Genomic DNA, 20,388 nt, shown 5'->3' with positions numbered 1-20,388 from the left:
GACGTGGCGGCTCGCGCCCGGGCCGCGACGTGACGTCGCACCACACGGGTCACGGGCACACCCATGCCCGGGCCGGGGGCCGTCGCCGGCGTGAGCCGGCCGACCCGGGGCAGGCTTGGCTCGTCCGGGCCGTCCTCGCGGCCGCCGTCGTGCTGGCGACGCTCGCGACCGTCGTCGGCCTCGTGCTGCTGTGGCCGCGCGGGGAGCGGCCGACGGCGCCGGAGGCGCTGGGGCGGGCCGATGGGCTGCAGCTCGTGGACGGCACCGTGGCCTCCGTCCAGCCCTACGACTGCACCAGCAACGCCGAGTCCGGCACCGAGCCACCCCGGGTCACCTGCGCCTACGCGATGGTGGCGCTGCCCGGACGGGACGGGGTGGAGGTCGACCTCGCCCCCGACGTCGTGCAGTCCGGGGTCTCGCCCGGGGACCGCGTACGCCTCGCCCACGTTCCCGCGGCCGGCGACGCGCCGGAGTCCTGGCTCTTCCTCGACTTCGTGCGGGACCTGCCGCTGGCGCTGCTCGCGGTCTCGTTCGCCCTGCTGGTCGTCCTCGTCGCACGGCTGCGCGGGCTCGCCGCCCTGGCCGGGCTGGTGGTGACGGGCTTTGCGGTCCTCGAGTTCATGCTTCCGGCGTTGCTCGTCGGGCGCGACCCGTTGCTGGTCGGCGTCGTGGGCAGCTCGGCGATCCTGCTGGTGGTGCTCTACCTCGCGCACGGGATCTCGGTCCGCACGACGACGGCGCTGCTCGGGACCCTGTTCGGGGTGGCGCTGACCGCGCTGCTGGCGACGTGGGCGGGAGCGGCGGCGCACCTGTCCGGCGTCGGGTCCGAGGACGCCTCGCTGGTCTCGCTCGCCGGCCAGATCGACCTGTCCGGGCTGCTCGTGTGCGGGGTCGTGCTGGCCGGGCTCGGGGTGCTGAACGACGTGACGATCACCCAGGCGTCGGCCGTGTGGGAGCTGCACGAGCTGCAGCCGGGCCTCTCGAGCCGGCGGCTGTTCGGCTCGGCGATGCGCATCGGGCGCGACCACATCGCCTCGACCGTCTACACCATCGTCTTCGCGTACGCCGGCGCGGCGCTCCCGGTGCTGCTGCTCATCGAGCTGTCGACCGCGCCGCTCAGTCAGGTCGTCGTCAGCGGGGACGTCGCGGCCGAGATCGTGCGGTCCCTCGTCGGTGCCATCGGGCTGGTGCTCGCCGTGCCGCTGACCACCGCTCTCGGCGTGCTGGTCGTACGCCTCACGGCGGGGCGCCCCAGCCGCGCGAGCGGGGCCAGCGCCTGAGCGCGGGGCGGGCCTTCGCGGGGCTCGCCGCCTGAGTGTGCCGGTCTGCCCTTGGCCGGGCATGCCGGCCTGAGTGCGGGTCAGGCCGTCGCCGGCGCAGGCCGGGTGAGTGCGGTCAGCCCTTCGCGGCGCAGGGCGGGTGAGCGCGAGTCAGGCCTTCGCGGCGCAGGCGGGGCAGGTGCCGAAGATCTCCACCGTGTGCGCGATGTCGACGAAGCCGTTCTTGGCCGCGATCGAGTCGGCCCACCGCTCGACCGACGGGCCGGCCACCTCGACCGTGCGCCCGCACGAGCGGCAGACCAGGTGGTGGTGGTGACCGGTGCTGCAGCGCCGGTAGACCGCCTCGCCGTCGTCGCGACGCAGCACGTCCACCTCGCCGGCCTCGGCCAGCCCCTGCAGCGTCCGGTAGACGGTGGTCAGCCCGACCGCCTCGCCACGCTCACGGAGCAGGGCATGCAGGTCCTGCGCGCTGCGGAACTCGTCCGTCTCGTCGAGGACGGCGGAGACCGCGCTGCGCTGGCGGGTACTGCGGCGGGGTGCGCCCGTCGAGCTCTCGTTCACTGTCCGTCCTTCCGTTGCGCGCACGTTCAGCATGCCCGACGGCTGCGGCATTCCGGTCACAGCTCGGCTACGCGCAGGGCGATCGCGCCCGCCAGCAGCACGACCATGGCGCAGCGGCCGGCTCGCCCGCCCGCGGTCGCCAGCGGCCAGGACAGGTAGGCCAGCCAGCCGACGAAGAGCAGGACCAGGGCCAGGCACAGGATCCCCAGCAGCGGCGGGGCCGCCAGCCCGACGAGGAGGAGCACGCCGAGGACGGCGGGCACCGCCAGGCGCGGCAGGCGGCCCAGCGCGGCGAGCGGCCCGGCGCTGCGCGCGCTGACGGCCCGGCGCAGCGGGGTGCCCTGCACGGGCGGGGGCGTGCTCGGCCCACGACCGGCGTCGGGCCGGGGCCTCGCGGTGGGCCTGCTGCGCGTGGCGGCCGGGCGACCGGGCGCGGCCGGCCGGCGCTGGGGTGGGCGTCTCTTCGGCATCGGCTGCATCGTGCCGCATCCGGGCCGGGCACCGGGCACGGCTCGCCCGCGATGCGCGACGATGCGCGACGTGCTTGCCGTGACGCGCCACCGCGTACCCGTCGACGAGGGGGCGGCCTTCCTCGCCACCGCCCGCAGTGCCGTGGCCGCGCTGGCCGCGTGCGCCGGGTTCCGCCGCGCCACCCTCGGGCGGGCGACGGACGACGCGGGGCTGTGGGTGCTGACGACCGAGTGGGACTCGGTGGGGGCCTACCGGCGGGCGCTGTCGGCGTACGACGTGAAGGTGCAGGCGGTCCCGGTGCTGTCCACCGCGATCGACGAGCCGACGGCGTACGAGCCGCTCCTGACGGTGGACGGCACGGGGAAGGTCGAGGCCCGCACCCGCCTCGCAGCCGACGCCGGTAGCGTCGGTGTCGGGTCGGCGAGCGCCCCCGAGGTCCCTGTCGACCTGCCGCCCGGGCGCGGCCACGGCACGTTCGGGGAGGGCCCCGCCGGGCGGTAGCCTGTGCCGCCTGCCCGCCGACCGCCAGCCGGATGGAGATATCTCCGTGGCCACCGACGCCAAGATCGACACCATCGTCAGCCTCGCCAAGCGCCGGGGTTTCGTCTACCCCAGCAGCGAGATCTACGGGGGCACCCGGTCGGCCTGGGACTACGGGCCGCTCGGCGTCGAGCTCAAGGAGAACGTCCGCCGCCAGTGGTGGCGCACGATGGTCCAGCAGCGCGAGGACATCGTCGGCATCGACTCCTCCGTCATCCTCGCCCGCGACGTCTGGGTGGCCTCCGGCCACGTCGAGGCGTTCGTCGACCCGCTGACCGAGTGCCAGGCCTGCCACAAGCGGTTCCGGTCCGACCAACTGGAGGAGGCGTACGAGGCCAAGCACGGCAAGCTGCCGGAGAAGGGCCTCGCCGACGTCAACTGCCCCAACTGCGGCACGAAGGGCTCCTTCACCGAGCCCCGCATGTTCAACGGCCTGCTCAAGACGTACCTCGGCCCGGTGGAGGACGAGGAGGGCCTGCACTACCTGCGGCCCGAGACCGCGCAGGGCATCTTCGTCAACTTCATGAACGTCATGCAGTCCGCGCGCCGCAAGCCGCCCTTCGGCATCGCGCAGACCGGCAAGTCGTTCCGCAACGAGATCACGCCGGGCAACTTCATCTTCCGCACGCGCGAGTTCGAGCAGATGGAGATGGAGTTCTTCGTCGAGCCCGGCACCGACGAGCAGTGGCACGAGTACTGGCTCGAGCAGCGGTGGAACTGGTACCTCGGCCTCGGCCTCACCGAGTCGAACATGCGGTTCTACGAGCACCCCAAGGAGAAGCTCTCCCACTACTCGAAGCGCACCGTCGACATCGAGTACAAGTTCCGCTTCGGCGGCACCGAGTTCGCCGAGCTCGAGGGAATCGCGAACCGCACCGACTTCGACCTCAAGACGCACGCCGAGCACTCGGGCACGGACCTGTCGTACTTCGACGCCGACAAGGGCGAGCGTTGGGTGCCGTACGTCATCGAGCCGGCCGCCGGCCTCACCCGTGCCACGCTCGCCTTCCTGCTCGACGCGTACGCCGAGGACGAGGCGCCCAACGCGAAGGGCGCGATGGAGAAGCGCACGGTCCTCCGCCTCGACCCGCGCCTCTCGCCGGTCAAGGTCGCCGTGCTGCCGCTCTCGCGCAACGCCGCGCTCTCCCCGAAGGCGCGCGACCTCGCCGCGACCCTGCGCAAGCACTGGAACGTCGAGTTCGACGATGCCGGTGCCATCGGCCGCCGCTACCGCCGCCAGGACGAGATCGGCACGCCGTTCTGCGTCACGGTGGACTTCGACACCCTCGAGGACGACGCCGTGACGGTCCGCGACCGCGACACGATGACCCAGGAGCGCGTGTCGCTGTCGCAGGTCGAGTCGTGGCTCGGCGGTCGGCTGCTGGGCTGCTGACGCCGGCCGCCCCGCCCGTTCGGCTGAATGCCGCATTCTCGCGAACCTCTTGCGTGGATGCGGCATTCTGCCGTTCGTGGGTCGCGTGAATGCGGCATCGACATGAGTCACACCTGCGGCGCGACGGCCTGAGGCGAGCGCCGGATGTCGGGTCGTGGCCGGCCGGCCGCCTGCTCCAGCGCTCCCTGCACCAGCCGGGAGAACGAGCCCGGGCGTCGGCGTACGTCACCCGGCGCGACGGGCACCACGAGCACCCTCGCCGCGGCCAGTCCCGCTTGTCGGCGCTGGGTGCGCTTGTGGGCCTCAGCCGTGAAGTGGAACTCCATCGAGTCGATCTCGAGCGCGACCGCGACGTCGTCGTACCAGCCGTCCACGATGCCGAGGAACTCACCGTCCGCGTCGTAGAGCGGAACGTTCCACTCCGGGGCCCGCACGCCGGCGGCACGCAGCGCAGCCCGTGCGTCGGCCTCGGCGGCCGAACGCACTCCGGCGAGCAGCTCGTCGAGGGCCATCCGGGCCAGCCGTGACCCGCGGCGCTGTGCCGCCGCCAGCTCGACGACGAGGTCGCGAGGCTCGCACCGGAGCCGCTGCACGCTCTCGGCGACGAGAGCTCGCACGTCGTCGAGGCTTCTGGAGCGACGTGCCTCGTCGATGACAGCGCGCGCTACAGGCGCGAGTGGAAGCGTCCCGGTGAGGACGGGTGGGGGCAGGCGCCAGGTCCGACCAGATGCTGCCGACGGGTGGGGCGCCCGTTGTGGGCGAGCACGATGCCGGGCAGGCCCCGCTGCCACGGGCCTCCGGCCCGGCACCTGTAGTTCACGCTCGAGAGCGGCACGCCGATCTCCTTCAGCTCGGACAGTGAGCAGGACCGACTCGTCGCGTGCGATCAACTGGTCCAGGGCCGCGTGGTCAAGCAGGGCACTGCGTCGGGGCATGGCCCAACCCTGGCTGGAGACGTGCTTGCGACCGGACCGTCGCGTCGGAATGTGGACGACGACGCTCGGGCGGTGAAGCTGTGGACGACCGACCGGCGGCGCGGCCGTCGGGAGTTCGCGGGCGAGCGGAGCGTTCCAGACCTGACACGAGAGCCGATGAACGCGGCACCGAGACCACGCGACGTGGGCTGAATGTCGCATCGACGCGAACCCATCGGCACAATGCCGCATTCACGCGAACAGGCGCGGGCGCGGTCAAGGCGAGGGGGACGGGAGGGCGGGTGCGGGCGGGGAAGCGCCCGCCGGCACGCCGCCGTGGCACTTGGCACACTGGACCCATGACCACGTACGCCGCGGAGGCGCCGACGCGCCCGGTCGCCCCGCCGCTGCGGCTGGGGCGCCTGGAGGTCGGGCTGCCGGTGGTGCTGGCGCCGATGGCCGGTATCACGAACGCGCCGTACCGCCAGCTGTGCCGGGAGGCGGCCGGCGGGCGGGGGCTGTTCGTCAGCGAGATGATCACGAGCCGCGGGCTGGTCGAGGGGGACCGCGAGACGCTGCACCTGCTGACGCCGGGGCCGGACGAGGTGCCGCGCAGCGTGCAGTTGTACGGCGTGGACCCGTACTACGTCGGTGAGGCGGTGCGCATCCTGGTCGACGAGCACGGGGTGGACCACGTCGACCTGAACTTCGGCTGCCCCGTCCCGAAGATCACCAAGAAGGGCGGCGGCGCCGCGCTGCCGTGGAAACGCGGGCTGCTGCGCGAGGTCCTCCGGGCCGCGGTCAAGGGCGCGCAGGGGGCGCCGGTGACCCTGAAGACCCGCAAGGGCCTCGACGACCACCTGCTGACCTACCTCGACGCCGGGCGCATCGCGCAGGACGAGGGGTGTGCGGCCATCGCCCTGCACGCCCGAACTGCGATTCAGGGATACTCGGGCACTGCCGACTGGCCCGCGATCGCGACGCTCAAGGAGGCCGTCGACATCCCCGTCCTGGGCAACGGGGACATCTGGGAGGCCTCGGACGCGGTCCGGATGGTCGAGCAGACCGGGTGCGACGGCGTGGTCGTGGGCCGCGGATGCCTCGGGCGCCCCTGGCTCTTCGCCGACCTCGCGGCGGCGTTCGACGGGCGGCCGCACACCAGCCTGCCCCGGCTCGAGGACGTGGCCCGGATGGTCCGCCGCCACGCCGAGCTGCTCACGGCATGGGCGGGGGAGGAGCGCGGCCTCCGCGAGCTGCGCAAGTTCATGGCCTGGAGCTTCAAGGGCTTCGCCGTCGGCTCGACGCTGCGCCAGCAGCTCGGCCTCGTGTCCAGCCTGCGCGAGCTCGACGGCCTCCTCGCTCAGCTCGACGCCGATCAGCCGTTCCCTGAAGCAGAGCTCGGTCGTCCGCGGGGCCGGACGAGCCCGCAGAAGCGGCTCGTGCTGCCGGAGGGGTGGCTCGACGACGCCGGTACCGCATGCGTCGCGCTGGAGGCCGGCGAGGAGCTGGCGGTCTCCGGGGGCTGAGCCTGTCCCCGCTGCGGGGTACGTTCTGCGCCGGCACCGAACGGAGGAGGGACCGACGCATGCGCCTGCTGCGACGCGTCGTCGTGCTCGCCCTCGCGGCCGGCGCGGCCTACCTCGTCGTGACGGCGATCCGGGTCGTCCAGGTCGCGGGCATCGACGACCGCGGCCCGTCCGACGCGATCGTCGTGCTCGGGGCCAGCCAGCGCAACGGCAAGCCGGCGCCGGTGCTGCAGGCGCGGCTCGAGCAGGCCATGGCGCTCTACGCCGAGCGCGCCGCGCCGCGGGTGGTGACCGTGGGCGGCGGCCGGCCCGGTGACCGCTCGACCGAGGCGCGCGCCGGCAAGGAGTGGCTCGTGGAGCACGGCGTCCCGGCCGAGGACGTGATCGCGGTGCCGGTCGGCAGCGACACCTTCGAGAGCCTGGAGGCGGTGAGCGCGCAGCTGCGCGACAAGGGGTGGCGCTCGGTCGTCCTCGTGACGGACCCGTGGCACGAGCTGCGCAGCCGGACGATGGCCCGCGACCTCGGCCTCGACGCGGTCACCTCGCCGACGCGCTCCGGGCCGTCGACCGGCACCCCGCGCTCGGCGCGCTACATCGCGCGGGAGACGCTCGCGTACGCCGCCTACTCCCTGCTCGGCGAGCGCGCGAGCCGGGTGCTCGGCAAGGGGGGCTAGTGGGGGCGGAGGGCTACGACGAGGCCGCCCGGGAGCGTTGGGCGGCCGAGCCGGCGACCCGGCCGGGGCGCTCGCCCTTCGAGCGGGACCGCGCGCGGGTGACGCACGCCAGCGGGCTGCGCCGGCTGGGGGCGAAGACGCAGGTCGTGCTGCCGTGGACCGACGACTTCGTGCGCAACCGGCTGACCCACTCGCTGGAGGTCGCGCAGGTCGGGCGGGAGCTCGGCCGGGCCCTGGGCTGCGCCCCGGACGTGGTGGAGACCGCCTGCCTGGCCCACGACCTCGGGCATCCGCCGTTCGGCCACAACGGTGAGCAGGCCCTGGACGTCGAGGCGGCGGGGATCGGCGGCTTCGAGGGCAACGCCCAGACGCTGCGGCTGCTGACGCGGCTGGAGGCCAAGGCCTTCGATGCGCGTGGCCGGAGCGTCGGGCTCAACCTGACCCGCGCCAGCCTGGACGCCACCACGAAGTACCCCTGGGCGCGTGCGGACGCCGTCGCGCACGGCCGGCCCGGCAAGTACGGGGTCTACGCGGAGGACCTGGCGGTCTTCGACTGGCTGCGCGCGGGCTCGCCGGACGGTCGGCCCTGCCTGGAGGCACAGGTCATGGACTGGGCCGACGACGTCGCGTACTCCGTCCACGACGTCGAGGACGGGGTCCAGGCGGGCCTCATCGACCTGCGCGCGCTGCGGTCGGAGGAGGCCACCGGAGTCGTCGTCACGACCGCCCGGGAGGTGTACGCCCGGGGCAGCGACGAGGAGGAGCTGCGCGCCGCCCTGGCCCGGCTCCTGGCGCTGCCCGAGTGGCCGGTGAGCCACGACGGGGGGCGCCGGGCGCTCGCCGGCCTCAAGCGGCTCACCAGTCGCCTCGTGGGCCGCTTCAGCGCCGCCGCCGAGGACGCGACCCGCGCCGTCGCCGGGACGGGGCCGCTGAGCCGCTACTCGACCGATCTCGTCGTGCCCGCGCCCGCCCGTCACGAGGTCGCGGTGCTCAAGGCCATGGCCTGGTGCTACGTCATGCAGGGCGAGGGCAGGCTCGCGCAGCTGGCCCGCCAGCGCCAGGTCGTGGCCGACCTGGTGGGCCTGCTGGGCGAGGGGGCGCCCGCGGCGCTGCCGCAGCCGTACCGCGAGGACTGGGAGGCGGCCGCCGGCGGGGCGGCCCGGCTGCGGGCCGTCGTCGACGCCGTCGCCTCCCTGACCGACTCGTCCGCGGTGGCGCTGCACGCCGCCCTCACCGTCGGCCGGTGAGGCGAAGATCACGGCGGGCGCCCTGATGCGACGGCATTGTGCGCCCGGCCTGATCGACCGCTAACGTGGCAAGCACATGAACACTGCACGGTGCAACGGTTGCTTCACGATGTCGCAGCGGTGCTCGTCGTCCGGGCGGCACTCCGTCGTCAGGAGGAGCACGTGCTGATCCTCGTCCGTCACGCGCACGCCGGCGACAAGCGGCTCTGGCCGTTCAGCGACCTGGAGCGGCCGCTCAGCGAGCAGGGGCTCGAGCAGGCCATCGGGCTCGAGCAGGTCCTCGGCGGGTTCCCCGTGACGCGCCTGCTCACTAGCCCGGCGCGCCGTTGTCGCCAGTCCCTCGGCCCGCTCGCGGAGCGGCTCGGGCTCATGGTCGAGGAGCGCGAGGAGCTCGCCCGCGACGTGAGCCCCGAGGTGCTCGACGAGTTCCTCGCGCGTCCCGCGGTCCAGGGTGCCGTCTGCTGCACCCACGGGGAGACCCTGTCGGCGCTGCTGCGCCGGTGGCGGCGGCACAAGTCGGTCCTGCTGCCGAAGGAGCCCACCACCACGCCGAAGGGCGCCAGCTGGGTGATCGAGGACGGCGGGGCCGGACGGGCGGCGCACTACCTGCCGCCGCTGCGCGTCCTCGCCGGGAGCCCGGCTCCGCAGCCTGCGTACCAGCTGGAGGAGGAGCCGGCCCCGCGCCAGGCGGCGGTCGGCTAGAGCCCCACCGGCCGGGCTGAGGACGGCGGCGCCACCCCTGGCGCCGGCTACGTACACTCCGCTGGTGGCGGGACGGATCCGGGACGAGGACGTCGCCCTCGTCAAGGAGCGCGTGAACATCGCCGACGTCGTCGGCGAGCACGTGACCCTGCGCCGCGCGGGGGCGGACGCGCTCAAGGGGCTCTGCCCCTTCCACGACGAGAAGACCCCGTCGTTCAACGTCCGGCCCAGCATCGGGACCTATCACTGCTTCGGCTGCAACGCCGGCGGCGACGCGATCGACTTCCTGCGCCAGTTGGAGCAGCTGTCGTTCGCCGAGGCGGTCGAGCGGCTCGCGCCCCGCGCGGGCATCGAGCTGCGCTACGAGGACGGCAGCGGTCCCGACGCGCAGGTGGCCGGGCAGCGGACCCGCCTGCTCGAGGCCCACCGCGCCGCCGCCGAGTTCTACGTCGAGCAGCTGGCCGGTCCGGAGGCGATCGTCGGGCGGCGGTTCCTGGCCGAGCGCGGGTTCGACCGCGCCGCCGCCGAGCACTTCGGGGTCGGGTACGCCCCGGCGGGCGGGGAGGCGCTCCTCCGCCACCTGCGCGGCAGGGGCTTCCGCGAGGACGACCTCGTCGAGGGCGGCCTCGTGGGACGCAGCGGCCGGGGCCCGTACGACCGCTTCCGGGGCCGCCTGATCTGGCCGATCCGGGACTCGGCCGGGGCGGTGATCGGGTTCGGCGCGCGCCGGCTGCACGAGGACGACCGCATCCAGGCCAAGTACCTCAACACGACCGAGACCCCCATCTACAAGAAGTCGCAGGTGCTCTACGGCATCGACCTGGCCCGGAGGGAGATCGCGAAGAGCCTGCAGGCGGTCGTGGTCGAGGGCTACACGGACGTGATGGCCTGCCACCTGTCCGGAGTGGGCACCGCCGTCGCGACGTGCGGCACCGCGTTCGGCGACGCCCACGCGCGCGCCCTGCGCCGCTACCTCATGGACGAGAACGAGTTCCGCGGCGAGGTGGTGTTCACCTTCGACGGGGACGAGGCGGGGCGCAAGGCCGCGCTGAAGGCGTTCGAGGGCGACGAGCGGTTCGTGACCCAGACCTACGTGGCCGTCGAGCCGACCGGGCTGGACCCGTGCGACCTGCGGCTGGAACGCGGGCCGGAGGCGGTGCGCGAGCTCGTCTCGAGCCGGGTGCCGCTCTTCGAGTTCGCGCTGCGGTCGGCGGTCGGCCGCTACGACATGGACACGGCCGAGGGCCGTACCGCCGCCCGCCGGTCCGGCATGTCCATCGTGCAGCGCATCCGGGACACCTCCCTGCGCCAGGAGTACGCGCGCCGGCTCGCCGTGCTCACCTCCCTGCAAGACCCGAACGAGCTGGTCGCGCAGGCTCGAGGCAGCGTCTCGGACGCCCGACGGGCCGCAGCGCGCGAGGCCGCGCCCGGCCCGCGGCCGAGCCGGGCCTTCCTCGTCGCGGAGCGGGAAGCGCTCAAGGCGGCGCTGCAGATGCCGGACGTCGTCGGGGCGACCTTCGACGTGCTGCCGGAGTCGGCGTTCACCGAGCCGCGTCACGTCGCCGTCGCCCGGGCCATCACCGCGGCGGCCGGACGAGTGGCCGACGCCGTCCCCGGGCCCGCCTGGGTCGGGGCCGTGCGCGAGGCGGCCGCCGACGAGGAGGTGCGCGCCGACGTGGTGACGCTGGCCGTGGAGCCGCTGCCGACGCCTCCTGGCACCGAGAAGCGCTACGCGGTGGGGATCCTCGCGAGCGTCGAGGAGGCGGCCCTCGCCCGCCGCCACTCCGAGCTGCTCGGGCGGCTGCAGCGGCTCGACCCCGTGGCCGAGGCGGACGAGCTCGGCGTGGTGCAGCGGGAGTTGATGGCCCTCGACAACCAGCGCCGCACCGTCCGTGACCGGGCTCTCGGCGCCGGGTGACCTGCGCCCTCGAACGGGCGTGCCGACCGCTGGCAATGCGGTGAAGTGGCTGCTGAAGGCCGTGAGCTGGAGCACACTGAGCCCGTGCCCATGACAGTGCGGCGGGACGATGCCCGGGGGGCCGGCACGTTCCGTTCAGCTAGGCCCAATGCTCCCGTGCTGGAGGTCGTCCCGGACCTCGTCGCCCCGCGCCGGGCGGCCGACGACGTGCCCTCGGGCGCTGCGCCGGACACCTCCGACGCGCTGCCCGCCACCGGCTCCGGCCTCGACCTCGAGACGGCGGAGCCTCCCGCCGAGGCGCTCAGCACCGAGCCGGCGCCGAGCGCTCTCGAGGAGCTCGAGGACGCCGCCCCGGCGCTCGACGAGGACGCGCCGGGGGTGGGGGCGGACCTCGTCCGTGTCTATCTGCGCGAGATCGGCCGCGTCCCGCTCCTCACGGCCGAGCAGGAGGTGTCGCTGGCGCGCGCCGTCGAGGCCGGCCTGTTCGCTGCCGAGCGGCTCGAGACGGGGGAGCACGACCCCGGGCTCCGCCAGGACCTCGCGCTCCTGGCGGGGGAGGGGCGACGGGCCAAGGAGCATCTGGTCGCGGCCAACCTCCGCCTGGTCGTGTCGGTCGCGAAGCGCTACGCCGGGCGTGGCCTGCCGCTGCTCGACCTCGTCCAGGAGGGCAACCTGGGGCTGATCCGGGCGGTGGAGAAGTTCGACTACACGCGCGGCTACAAGTTCTCCACGTACGCCAGCTGGTGGATCCGCCAGGCGGTGAGCCGTGCGCTCGCCGACCAGGGCCGGACCATCCGGGTCCCGGTCCACATGGCCGAGAGCATCAACCGGGTGCTGCGCAGCCAGCGCTCGCTCCTGCAGGAGCTGGGCCGAGAGCCGTCCCCCGAGGAGGTGGCCGAGCGCGCCCAGCTGCCCGTCGTCCGCGTCGTCGAGGCGCTGCGGTTCGCGGTCGAGCCGGTCTCCCTCCACCTCGCGGTGGGGGAGGACGGCGGCTCCGAGCTCGGCGACCTCATCGAGGACGTCGAGGCGGTGACCCCGGTCGACTCGGTCTGCTCCTCGCTGCTGCACGACCACCTGGACGCGGTCCTCGCCTGCCTGGGCGAGCGCGAGCGGCAGGTCGTCCGGCTGCGCTACGGCCTCGACGACGGGGAGGTGCACACCCTGGAGGAGGTCGGGCAGCGCTTCGGTGTGACGCGGGAGCGGGTGCGCCAGATCGAGGCCAAGACCCTGGCGAAGCTCCGCCAGCCCACGTTCGCCCAGCAGTTGCGCGACTATCTGTGAGGACGTGTGCCTCCCTCGGGAAGCGTCCTTCGGAAAGGGTGCCGGGGGACGCGCCGCCCGTCCCCGCGCACCCCATCTGTTCCGCGGCGGCGGTCGGTGTGGGACACCCAGAAGTGCATCGAGGCAACGACTTTCGTCGGCCGGAAGGGTTTCCCCGTTTCGACGCCAGAAAGTGACCTTGGGAGCGTTGACCGCGGGCGGCAACGACCCTAGTTTGTTGCAGCGCCCGCGCAATGGCTTTCGCGACGGCGCCGCCACGTCAAGAACTGCAGTGCTCGCACGTGTTCCGTTGCTGGGGGGTTCCTGTGTCATCGCCGCACGCCACGCACGTCGTGGCCGTCCGCGCGCCCCTCGGCGAACGACGCGCCCGCCGCACGTCCTGAAGCTCGGCGGCCTCCGGACAACGGATTGTCCGCGGTCGCCGTCCTCCTGTCCGCTTCGCCCGTCTGCACCGGGCCCGACCGTAGTGACAGCGATGTCCGCTGTCGTCCCCCAAAGAGCGCCACCGAGCTTTCCCCAGCGTTGAGGAGAACATCGTGGTACGACCGATCCGACGCCTTCTGGCGTTGACGGTTGCCGCAGCCCTCGGACTGCCGACAGTCGGCGTCCTGGCCCCGGCACAAGCCGCAGAGGCTGAGCCTTTCAAGGCTCTCGTGTTCAGCAAGACCGCAGGCTTCCGTCACGACGCGATCCCGGCCGCCCTGGCCGCGATCCAGAAGCTCGGTCAGGAGAACGACTTCACCGTCGACTCCACCGAGGACGCGTCGAAGTTCACCGACGCGAACCTCGCGCAGTACGACGTCGTCATCTGGAACTCCACCACCGGTGACGTGCTCGACGACGCGCAGCAGGCCGCGTTCGAGCGCTACATCCGCAACGGCGGCGGCTACGCGGGCCTCCACTCGGCCTCCGACACCGAGTACAGCTGGCCGTGGTACGGCAAGCTCGTCGGCGCGTACTTCGACTCGCACCCGCAGAACCAGAACGTCACGGTGAAGACCGAGGACCGGGCCCACCCGTCCACGGCGCACCTGCCGGCGTCGGCCACGCGGTTCGACGAGCTCTACAACTACCGGACCAACCCGCGCGACACCGTCCACGTGCTGCAGTCCTACGACGAGCGCAGCTACTCCGGCGGCAACATGGGGTCGGACCACCCGATCACCTGGTGCCAGGACTACGACGGCGGCCGCGCCTGGTACACCGGCCAGGGCCACACGCAGGAGTCCTACGCCGAGCCGGCCTTCCTCAAGCTCCTCCTCGGTGGCATCCAGACCGCCGCCGGCGTCCTCGACGCCGACTGCGCCGCCTCGCAGAGCGGCAGCTTCGACAAGGTGGCTCTGGACGAGAACACCCAGAACCCCATGGACTTCGACGTCGCGCCGGACGGGCGGACGTTCTACACCGAGCGCGACGGCCGCGTCCAGGTGATCGGCGCGAACGGCGGGACCACGACCGTCGGGCGCGTCAACGTCACCACGGTGCAGGAGTTCGGCCTCATCGGCGTCGAGCTGGCGCCGGACTTCGCGACGAGCGGTCACCTCTACCTGTACTACTCGCCGAACGACTCCAACAACCGTGACCGCGTCTCGCGCTTCACGCTGAACGGCAACACCCTCGACCTCGCCAGCGAGAAGGTCGTCCTCGAGGTCCCGGTCCAGCGGGCGGAGTGCTGCCACGTCGGTGGCGACATGAAGTTCGACACCAAGGGCAACCTCTACATCTCGACCGGCGACAACACGAACCCGTTCGCGTCGGACGGGTTCGCCCCGATCGACGAGCGGGCGGGCCGCTCCTCCTGGGACGCGCAGCGCTCGTCGGGCAACACGAACGACCTGCGCGGCAAGGTGCTCCGCATCCACCCGGAGGCCGACGGCACCTACACGATCCCGCAGGGCAACCTCTTCGCGCCGGGGACGGACAAGACCCGTCCTGAGATCTACGCGATGGGCTTCCGCAACCCGTTCAAGATCAATCTCGACCCGCGCAGCGACACGGTGATGGTGGCCGAGTACGGCCCCGACGCCGGTGCGGCCAACCCGAACCGCGGCCCCGACGGCCGCGTCGAGTGGAACGCCCTGACGCAGCCGGGCAACTACGGCTGGCCCTACTGCGTCAGCGACAACGCCGCGTACAACGACTACAACTTCGCGACGAGCACGTCCGGGGCGAAGTTCGACTGCGCCGGCGGCCCGACCAACGACTCGCCGAACAACACCGGCCTGACCAAGCTGCCTCCGGCGATCCCGGCGACGGTCTGGTACGGCTACGGCACCAACCCGCTCTTCCCGGAGATCGGCGGCGGCGGCGCCCCCATGGCCGGTGGCTCCTACGTCTACGACGCCAACCTGGCATCCGACCGCAAGTGGCCGGCCTACTGGGACGGCAAGGCCATCTTCGGCGAGTGGAACCAGGGCCGGCTGTACTCCTTCCAGTTCGCCAACAACACCCCTGGCGTTCCCACGGACATCAACCGGATCCTTCCGCAGATCACGTGGAAGCGGACACACGCCATCGAGTGGGGCCCGGACGGCGCCCTCTACGTCATCGACTGGGGCTCGGGCTTCGGCGGCAACAACGCCGACTCCGGGATCTACCGCATCGACTACGTCTCCGGCAACCGCGCGCCGATCGCCCGGATCACCGTGGACAAGACCTCCGGTGCGCTCCCGCTGAGCGTGGCCTTCGACGCCGCCGGCTCGCGCGACCCGGACGGCACCCCCGTCACGTACGCGTGGGACTTCAACGGCGACGGCACGACCGACGCCACCACGGCCACCGCGAGCTACAACTACACGACCGCCGGCACCTTCACGGCCCGCCTGACGGTCACCGACGAGGACGGCCAGACGGCCGTCGCCACGCAGCAGATCACCGCGGGCAACTCGGCCCCGACCATCACGGTCGAGGTCCCGCCGAACGGCGGCGTGTTCGAGTTCGGCGACACCGTGAAGTACAAGGTCACGGTCACCGACCCCGAGGACGGGACGATCGACTGCCAGAACGTCGTCGTCCAGCCGGCGCTGGGCCACGACGAGCACGCCCACGGCTACGGCCAGTTCCGCGGCTGCGAGGGCAGCGTCGCCATCCCCGGTGACGAGGGGCACATCGGCGCCAACATCTTCGGCGTCCTGACCGCCACCTACACCGACAAGGGCAACGGCGCCGCGGGCCCGCTCACCTCGCAGCAGGTCATCGTCCTGCAGCCGAAGCACAAGGAGGCCGAGTACTTCTCCTCCACCGGCCGCGTCGCGGGCTCGACCAGCGGTGGGGACGCCGGCGTCCAGACCGAGACGACGTCCGACACCGGCGGCGGCCAGAACATCGGCTTCATCGAGAAGGACGACTGGTTCGCCTTCAACCCGGTGAGCCTGCAGAACGTCACCGGAATCCGAGTTCGTGGTGCGTCCGAGCCGGGCGGCACGATGGCGATCCGCGTCGGTAGCCCGACCGGAACCACCATCGGCACTCTCACGGTCCCGGCCGGTGGCTGGCAGAGCTGGGCCAACTACGAGGTCACGCTCCCGCAGGACGTGACCCGCGCGTCGACGACGCTCTACTTCGTCTCGACGTCGGGCCAGTACAACGTCAACTGGGTCGAGTTCATCGGCCGCGGCGTCACGGACAACCAGCGCCCGGTCGTCACGGCGGCCGGCACCCCGGCGACCGGCACGTCCCCGCTGACGGTCAACTTCTCGACGACCGCCTCGGACCCGGACGGCGACTCGCCGCTCACCTACGCGTGGACCTTCGGTGACGGCGGCACGGCCACCACGGCCAACCCGTCGCACACCTACACCACGCCGGGCAACTACACGGCCCGTGTCACCGTCACCGACTCGCGCGGTGCGGCCACCACGGTGACCGTCAACGTCGTCGTCAACGCTCCGAGCACGCAGTGCTTCACCGGCCGCTCGGACGACTTCCTCGGCTCCACGCTCGACCGCACGCGATGGACGACGGTCGTCCGCGAGAACCAGGACCTGCGCGTCCAGAACGGCAGCCTGGTCCTCAAGACGTCGAACACCGACATCTACAGCACGGGCAACACGGACACGCCGAACATCGTCCTGCAGGACCTGCCGAGCGGCGCCTTCACCGCGACCGCGAAGCTGACGCTGCCGGCACGGCAGGCCTACACCCAGGCGGGCCTGATGATCTACGGCAACGACGACAACTACGCCAAGATGGTCCTCCAGGCGCGGAGCACGGGCGCTGCCGATGCCGCGCAGCGGGTCTTCCAGTTCATCCGTGAGGAGAACGGCACCCCGAACGAGGTGGGCGAGTCCAACACCGCCAACCTCGGGGCGGCGTACCCCGACACCGTGTACGTCCGCTTCACGAGCAACGGGACGACGCTGAACGCGTCCTACAGCTCGGACGGCACGACGTTCACCGCGATGCCGCAGACGAAGTCGCTCGCCGGCATCACCAACCCGAAGATCGGCCTCATCGCCCTGCAGGGCAGCGGCCGGCCGCAGGCCCCGATCGACGCCTCGTTCGACTGGTTCTCCATCACCCCGGACGACAAGGCGACCGCCACCGGGCCGAACGACGAGTTCGAGGGCACCTCGCTCGACGGCTGCCGCTGGGGCGTCGTCCGTCCCGACCCGGCCCGGATGCGCGTGACCGGGGGCAACCTCGAGCTCGACACCACCACGGGCGACATCTACGGCACCAACGACACGGGGCCGAAGAACTTCGTCCTGCAGCCCCAGCCGGCCGGTGACTGGACCGTCGAGACCAAGGTCGACGCCAGCGCGTTCACCCAGCAGTACCAGCAGGCGGGCCTCATCGCGTACGTCGACGACGACAACTACGTGAAGCTGGACTACCTGACGACCAACACTGCGGCGAACCCGGTCGCCCGCGGCCTGGAGATCCGCAGCGAGGTCGGCGACGTCGTGCAGAACCCCCAGCCGTCTGCGTCGAACCTCACGCAGGGCGTCTGGCACCTGCGGCTGAAGAAGGCCGGCAACGTCTTCACCGGCTCCTACTCGGCCAACGGCACCACCTGGACCGACTTCGCGACGGTCACGAACGCCCCCGTCGCGGCCGCGGGCCGGGTCGGGCTCTACACCCTGGGCGCGGCGTCCACGCTCAACGCCCCGGCGAAGTTCGACTACTTCCGGGTCCTGGGCGCCACGCCGGCCGACTCGGTCGCGCCGACGACCACGGCTTCGCTGAACCCGGCTTCGCCGAACGGCAGCGCCGACTGGTACAAGTCCGCGGTGACCGTGACCCTTGCGGGCACGGACAACGCGGGCGGCAGCGGGATCGACCGCACCGAGTACAAGCTCGACGGTGCGGCCACCTGGACGGCGTACACGGCTCCGGTCGCGGTCTCCGCGGACGGCAACCACACGCTCGTCTACCGCTCGGTCGACAAGGCCGGCAACGTCGAGGCCGACAGGACCGTGACGTTCAAGGTCGACGCGACCGGCCCGGCCGTCACCGTCTCCGGCGTCGCCGCCGGTGCCTCGTACGGTGACTCCGGCGCCAACCGCACGGTCACGTTCACGGCGGCGGACCCGGCCTCCGGGATCGCCTCCACCAGCGCGACGCTGGACGGGCAGCCCTTCACCTCGGGCACGGCCCTGACGCTGCGCCAGCTCTCGCTGGGCACGCACACGCTGGTCGTCACCTCGACCGACGTGGCGGGCAACGTCACCACCTCGACGACGACGTTCACCGTGACCACGTCGTTCGCCGACATCCAGGCGCTCATGGACGGCTACCGCGCCGCGGGGCAGCTGAGCGCGAGCGCCTACACCAACCTGACCGACCGGCTCACCCGGGCGGCTCAGCAGGCCGAGGTCGGCTCGGAGGCCAAGGCGATCGCCTTCCTCGAGCAGTTCATCTCCAAGGCCAAGAACCAGATCAAGGGCGACGCGCAGGACACGATCGTGCGCAACCTGCTGATGCGGGACGCCCAGTTCCTCCTCGACGGCCTCGCGGCCGCCGAGGCGGCGGAGTCCGCCCGCTAGCGGATCCCGTCGGCAGCGGCTCCTCCGGGCCCTCCGGCTCGCCGACCGTACGGTCGGCGGGCCGGAGCCCGGGGCCTCGACGTGGGGGACCCGGGTGCAGGCCGGCCCCACGACCGGCGCCGAGGCCGGGCGCTCCGCCTCGGCGCCGGGCCCTTCCGCCCTCGCTGCAGCACAACCAGCCCGACGTGCCCGCCGGCCCGGCCCCGTAGGCTGCGCGGGTGGGTCTTCTCGACAAGCGGCGCGGGCCCTTCGGGGACGGCGCCGCTTCGGCGTTGCTGGAGCCGGGCGAGCGGCTGCTCACCTCCGCGCTCACCGCCGCGGGCGAGCCGGTCGGGGTCACCGATCGGGCGCTGCTGCTGCCCGGAGCCGAGCGCCTGCCCTGGCACCTGGTGCTGGAGGCCGCGTACGCCGGCGACACCTGCACGCTCACGGTGACGGCGGTTGCGGGCGCGCGCCACGTCCTCGCTCTGCCCGACCCCGGACGGGTGCCCGAGGCGGTCCGGGAGCGGGTGCAGTCCTCGATCCTCGTCAGCCGGCGCGTGGCGGTAGCGGGGGAACGAGGCGTCCTCGTCGCCGTGCGCCGGGTGCCGGACGCGGCCCCGGCCTGGCAGGTGCGGCCCGAGCCCGGCGTCGACCTGGGCGACCCCGACGTGCGCTCGCGGGTCGACGCTGCGATCGCGCAGCTGCGGGCGTCGCTGGGGCTCTGAGGGGCCTGGCGGGGGCGCGGAGGTGCGTCAGGCCGCCGAGCGCAGCCGCTGGCGGCCCTTGCCCGCCGGCTTGCCCGTCCCCTTGCCCTTGGCGCCCTTCGCCGAGCGCGCGCTCGACCTGGCCAGGCGCCGCTCCGCGGCAGCGGCCGGGGAGCCGAGCAGCTTGAGCACCGCCGCCTCGATCTCCCCGTGCGTCGCCGGCTCCCCGAAGCTGGCGTCCGCGCCGAGCCGTTCGAGCGCGGGCGCGATGGTGACCCCGTCCTCGAACAGGTCGATGACGCGCGGGTCGATGTAGGACTTGCGGCAGACTGCCGGCGTGTTGCCCAGGTAGGTGCTGACCTCCTTGACGCCGCGGGCGACGGCCCGCTTGCGCGCGGAGGCACTCTCGGCGACGTAGGAGGACACCGCCAGGGCGACCGACATCAGCACGGTGGCGTGCCAGGTGCGGAAGTCCTTGGCGGACACGTCGTCACCGGCGACCTGCTTGACGTACTCGTTGATGTCGGCGGACTTCACGTCGACCCACTCGCCGTCCTCGCCCCGGTAGGCGAGCAGCTCCGGGTTCGGGTCGTCGCGCTCGAGCAGCTCCTTGACGACCGAGAGCACGTCCTCGTCGACGATGGACTGGACGCGCTCCTTGGAGCCCTTGGCGAGGTACTCGAACGTGACCTGGCGACCCTCGATCGTCGCGTGCTCGCGCAGCAGCGTGGCCAGCCCGTAGGTCTGGTTCTCCTCGGCGTACTCCTCGCTGCCGATGCGGAAGAAGCCGAGGTCGAGCAGGCGGAACGCGCAGGCCAGCACCCGGTCGTGCCTCATCCCCGTGCCGGACAGATGGGCCTGGACCTGCTCCCTGGCGGAGGGCAGCCGCTCGGCGAACGCCAGGACCCGCTCGTGCTTCTCGCGGTCACGCTGGATGCGCCACTGGTCGTGGTAGCGGTACTGCCGCCGGCCGGCGTCGTCGGTGCCGAGCGCCTGGATGTGCCCGTTGGGCCACGGGCAGATCCAGACGTCCTTCCAGGCCGGCGGGAGGACGAGCGCGTCGAGGCGCTCCTTGACATCGGGCTCGGTCACCTTGCGGCCGTCCGGCCAGAAGTAGGACCAGCCCTTGCCGTAGCGGCGCCGGGTGATGCCGGGGCGCGAGCACTCGGCACGCCGCAGCCTCGGCACGCTCGTCTCCTGTCGTTCGC

General features: G+C 72.8%; 15 protein-coding genes. 11 read left to right on the top strand and 4 right to left on the bottom strand.

Annotated elements, in window-relative coordinates; translation table 11 throughout:
* Window positions 1-29: 29 nt before the first annotated feature.
* Window positions 30-1,280: a YibE/F family protein gene (locus tag G9H72_RS07185; protein WP_166169357.1), complete on the top strand. Its 1,251-nt coding sequence runs from the start codon at window positions 30-32 to the stop codon at window positions 1,278-1,280.
* A 150-nt stretch (window positions 1,281-1,430) separates the two neighbouring features.
* Here the strand turns inward: G9H72_RS07185 and G9H72_RS07180 are convergent, their stop codons facing one another.
* Both G9H72_RS07180 and G9H72_RS07175 read right to left on the bottom strand, forming a co-directional pair.
* Complete coding sequence (locus tag G9H72_RS07180) at window positions 1,431-1,841, bottom strand: Fur family transcriptional regulator (RefSeq protein ID WP_331272070.1); 411 nt, start codon at window positions 1,839-1,841, stop codon at window positions 1,431-1,433.
* Window positions 1,842-1,897: 56 nt separating this feature from the next.
* Window positions 1,898-2,311 carry a DUF6703 family protein gene (locus G9H72_RS07175; RefSeq protein ID WP_331272069.1) on the bottom strand — a complete coding sequence of 138 codons (414 nt, stop codon included), beginning with the start codon at window positions 2,309-2,311 and terminating at the stop codon, window positions 1,898-1,900.
* Between the two features lie 70 nt (window positions 2,312-2,381).
* On the opposite strand from G9H72_RS07175, the gene G9H72_RS07170 reads away from it, so the two are divergent.
* Together G9H72_RS07170 and G9H72_RS07165 are read left to right on the top strand one after the other, a co-directional pair.
* Complete coding sequence (locus G9H72_RS07170) at window positions 2,382-2,813, top strand: antibiotic biosynthesis monooxygenase (protein WP_166169351.1); 432 nt, start codon at window positions 2,382-2,384, stop codon at window positions 2,811-2,813.
* Between the two features lie 46 nt (window positions 2,814-2,859).
* The gene (locus G9H72_RS07165; protein ID WP_166169349.1) at window positions 2,860-4,245 is read left to right on the top strand and encodes a glycine--tRNA ligase; all 1,386 of its coding nucleotides are present in this window, start codon (window positions 2,860-2,862) and stop codon (window positions 4,243-4,245) included.
* Between the two features lie 107 nt (window positions 4,246-4,352).
* Here the strand turns inward: G9H72_RS07165 and G9H72_RS07160 are convergent, their stop codons facing one another.
* Complete coding sequence (locus G9H72_RS07160) at window positions 4,353-4,862, bottom strand: hypothetical protein (RefSeq protein ID WP_166169347.1); 510 nt, start codon at window positions 4,860-4,862, stop codon at window positions 4,353-4,355.
* Between the two features lie 656 nt (window positions 4,863-5,518).
* Between G9H72_RS07160 and dusB the strand changes: the two genes are divergently transcribed.
* From dusB to G9H72_RS07120, 8 genes are all read left to right on the top strand, one after another.
* Entirely contained in the window at window positions 5,519-6,685 is a 1,167-nt protein-coding gene (gene dusB, locus G9H72_RS07155) for a tRNA dihydrouridine synthase DusB (RefSeq protein WP_166169345.1), read from the top strand.
* A 59-nt stretch (window positions 6,686-6,744) separates the two neighbouring features.
* Window positions 6,745-7,359: a YdcF family protein gene (locus tag G9H72_RS07150; protein ID WP_166169343.1), complete on the top strand. Its 615-nt coding sequence runs from the start codon at window positions 6,745-6,747 to the stop codon at window positions 7,357-7,359.
* Window positions 7,359-8,606, top strand: a complete 1,248-nt coding sequence (locus G9H72_RS07145; RefSeq protein WP_166169341.1) for a deoxyguanosinetriphosphate triphosphohydrolase — start codon at window positions 7,359-7,361, stop codon at window positions 8,604-8,606. Before G9H72_RS07150 ends, G9H72_RS07145 begins: the two co-directional genes overlap by 1 nt.
* A gap of 99 nt (window positions 8,607-8,705) precedes the next feature.
* Window positions 8,706-9,308, top strand: a complete 603-nt coding sequence (locus G9H72_RS07140) for a SixA phosphatase family protein (protein ID WP_166169339.1) — start codon at window positions 8,706-8,708, stop codon at window positions 9,306-9,308.
* Window positions 9,309-9,372: 64 nt separating this feature from the next.
* Complete coding sequence (gene dnaG / locus G9H72_RS07135) at window positions 9,373-11,226, top strand: DNA primase (protein ID WP_166169337.1); 1,854 nt, start codon at window positions 9,373-9,375, stop codon at window positions 11,224-11,226.
* 156 nt (window positions 11,227-11,382) lie between these two features.
* Entirely contained in the window at window positions 11,383-12,507 is a 1,125-nt protein-coding gene (locus tag G9H72_RS07130) for an RNA polymerase sigma factor (RefSeq protein WP_331272068.1), read from the top strand.
* Window positions 12,508-13,160: 653 nt separating this feature from the next.
* Window positions 13,161-18,494 (top strand): ThuA domain-containing protein, encoded by a 5,334-nt coding sequence (locus G9H72_RS07125; protein ID WP_331272067.1) that lies wholly within the window; start codon window positions 13,161-13,163, stop codon window positions 18,492-18,494.
* Window positions 18,495-18,712: 218 nt separating this feature from the next.
* Window positions 18,713-19,201: a hypothetical protein gene (locus tag G9H72_RS07120; RefSeq protein WP_166169333.1), complete on the top strand. Its 489-nt coding sequence runs from the start codon at window positions 18,713-18,715 to the stop codon at window positions 19,199-19,201.
* Between the two features lie 27 nt (window positions 19,202-19,228).
* On the opposite strand, the gene G9H72_RS07115 is transcribed toward G9H72_RS07120, so the two are convergent.
* The gene (locus G9H72_RS07115) at window positions 19,229-20,368 is read right to left on the bottom strand and encodes a DNA topoisomerase IB (protein ID WP_166169331.1); all 1,140 of its coding nucleotides are present in this window, start codon (window positions 20,366-20,368) and stop codon (window positions 19,229-19,231) included.
* Window positions 20,369-20,388: the final 20 nt, after the last annotated feature.

Origin of the sequence: Motilibacter aurantiacus (genome assembly GCF_011250645.1) — a bacterium.
Lineage (GTDB): Bacteria > Actinomycetota > Actinomycetes > Motilibacterales > Motilibacteraceae > Motilibacter_A > Motilibacter_A aurantiacus.
The sequence above is the reverse complement of the archived record's forward strand: the minus strand, read 5'-3'. Positions and strand labels throughout refer to the sequence as shown.

Excerpts from the sequence above, each read along its gene's own strand:
- G9H72_RS07150 (WP_166169343.1), top strand. The coding sequence starts at position 6,745 with ATGCGCCTGCTGCGACGCGTCGTCGTGCTCGCCCTCGCGGCCGGCGCG.
- G9H72_RS07175 (WP_331272069.1), bottom strand. The coding sequence starts at position 2,311 with ATGCCGAAGAGACGCCCACCCCAGCGCCGGCCGGCCGCGCCCGGTCGC.
- dusB (WP_166169345.1), top strand. The coding sequence starts at position 5,519 with ATGACCACGTACGCCGCGGAGGCGCCGACGCGCCCGGTCGCCCCGCCG.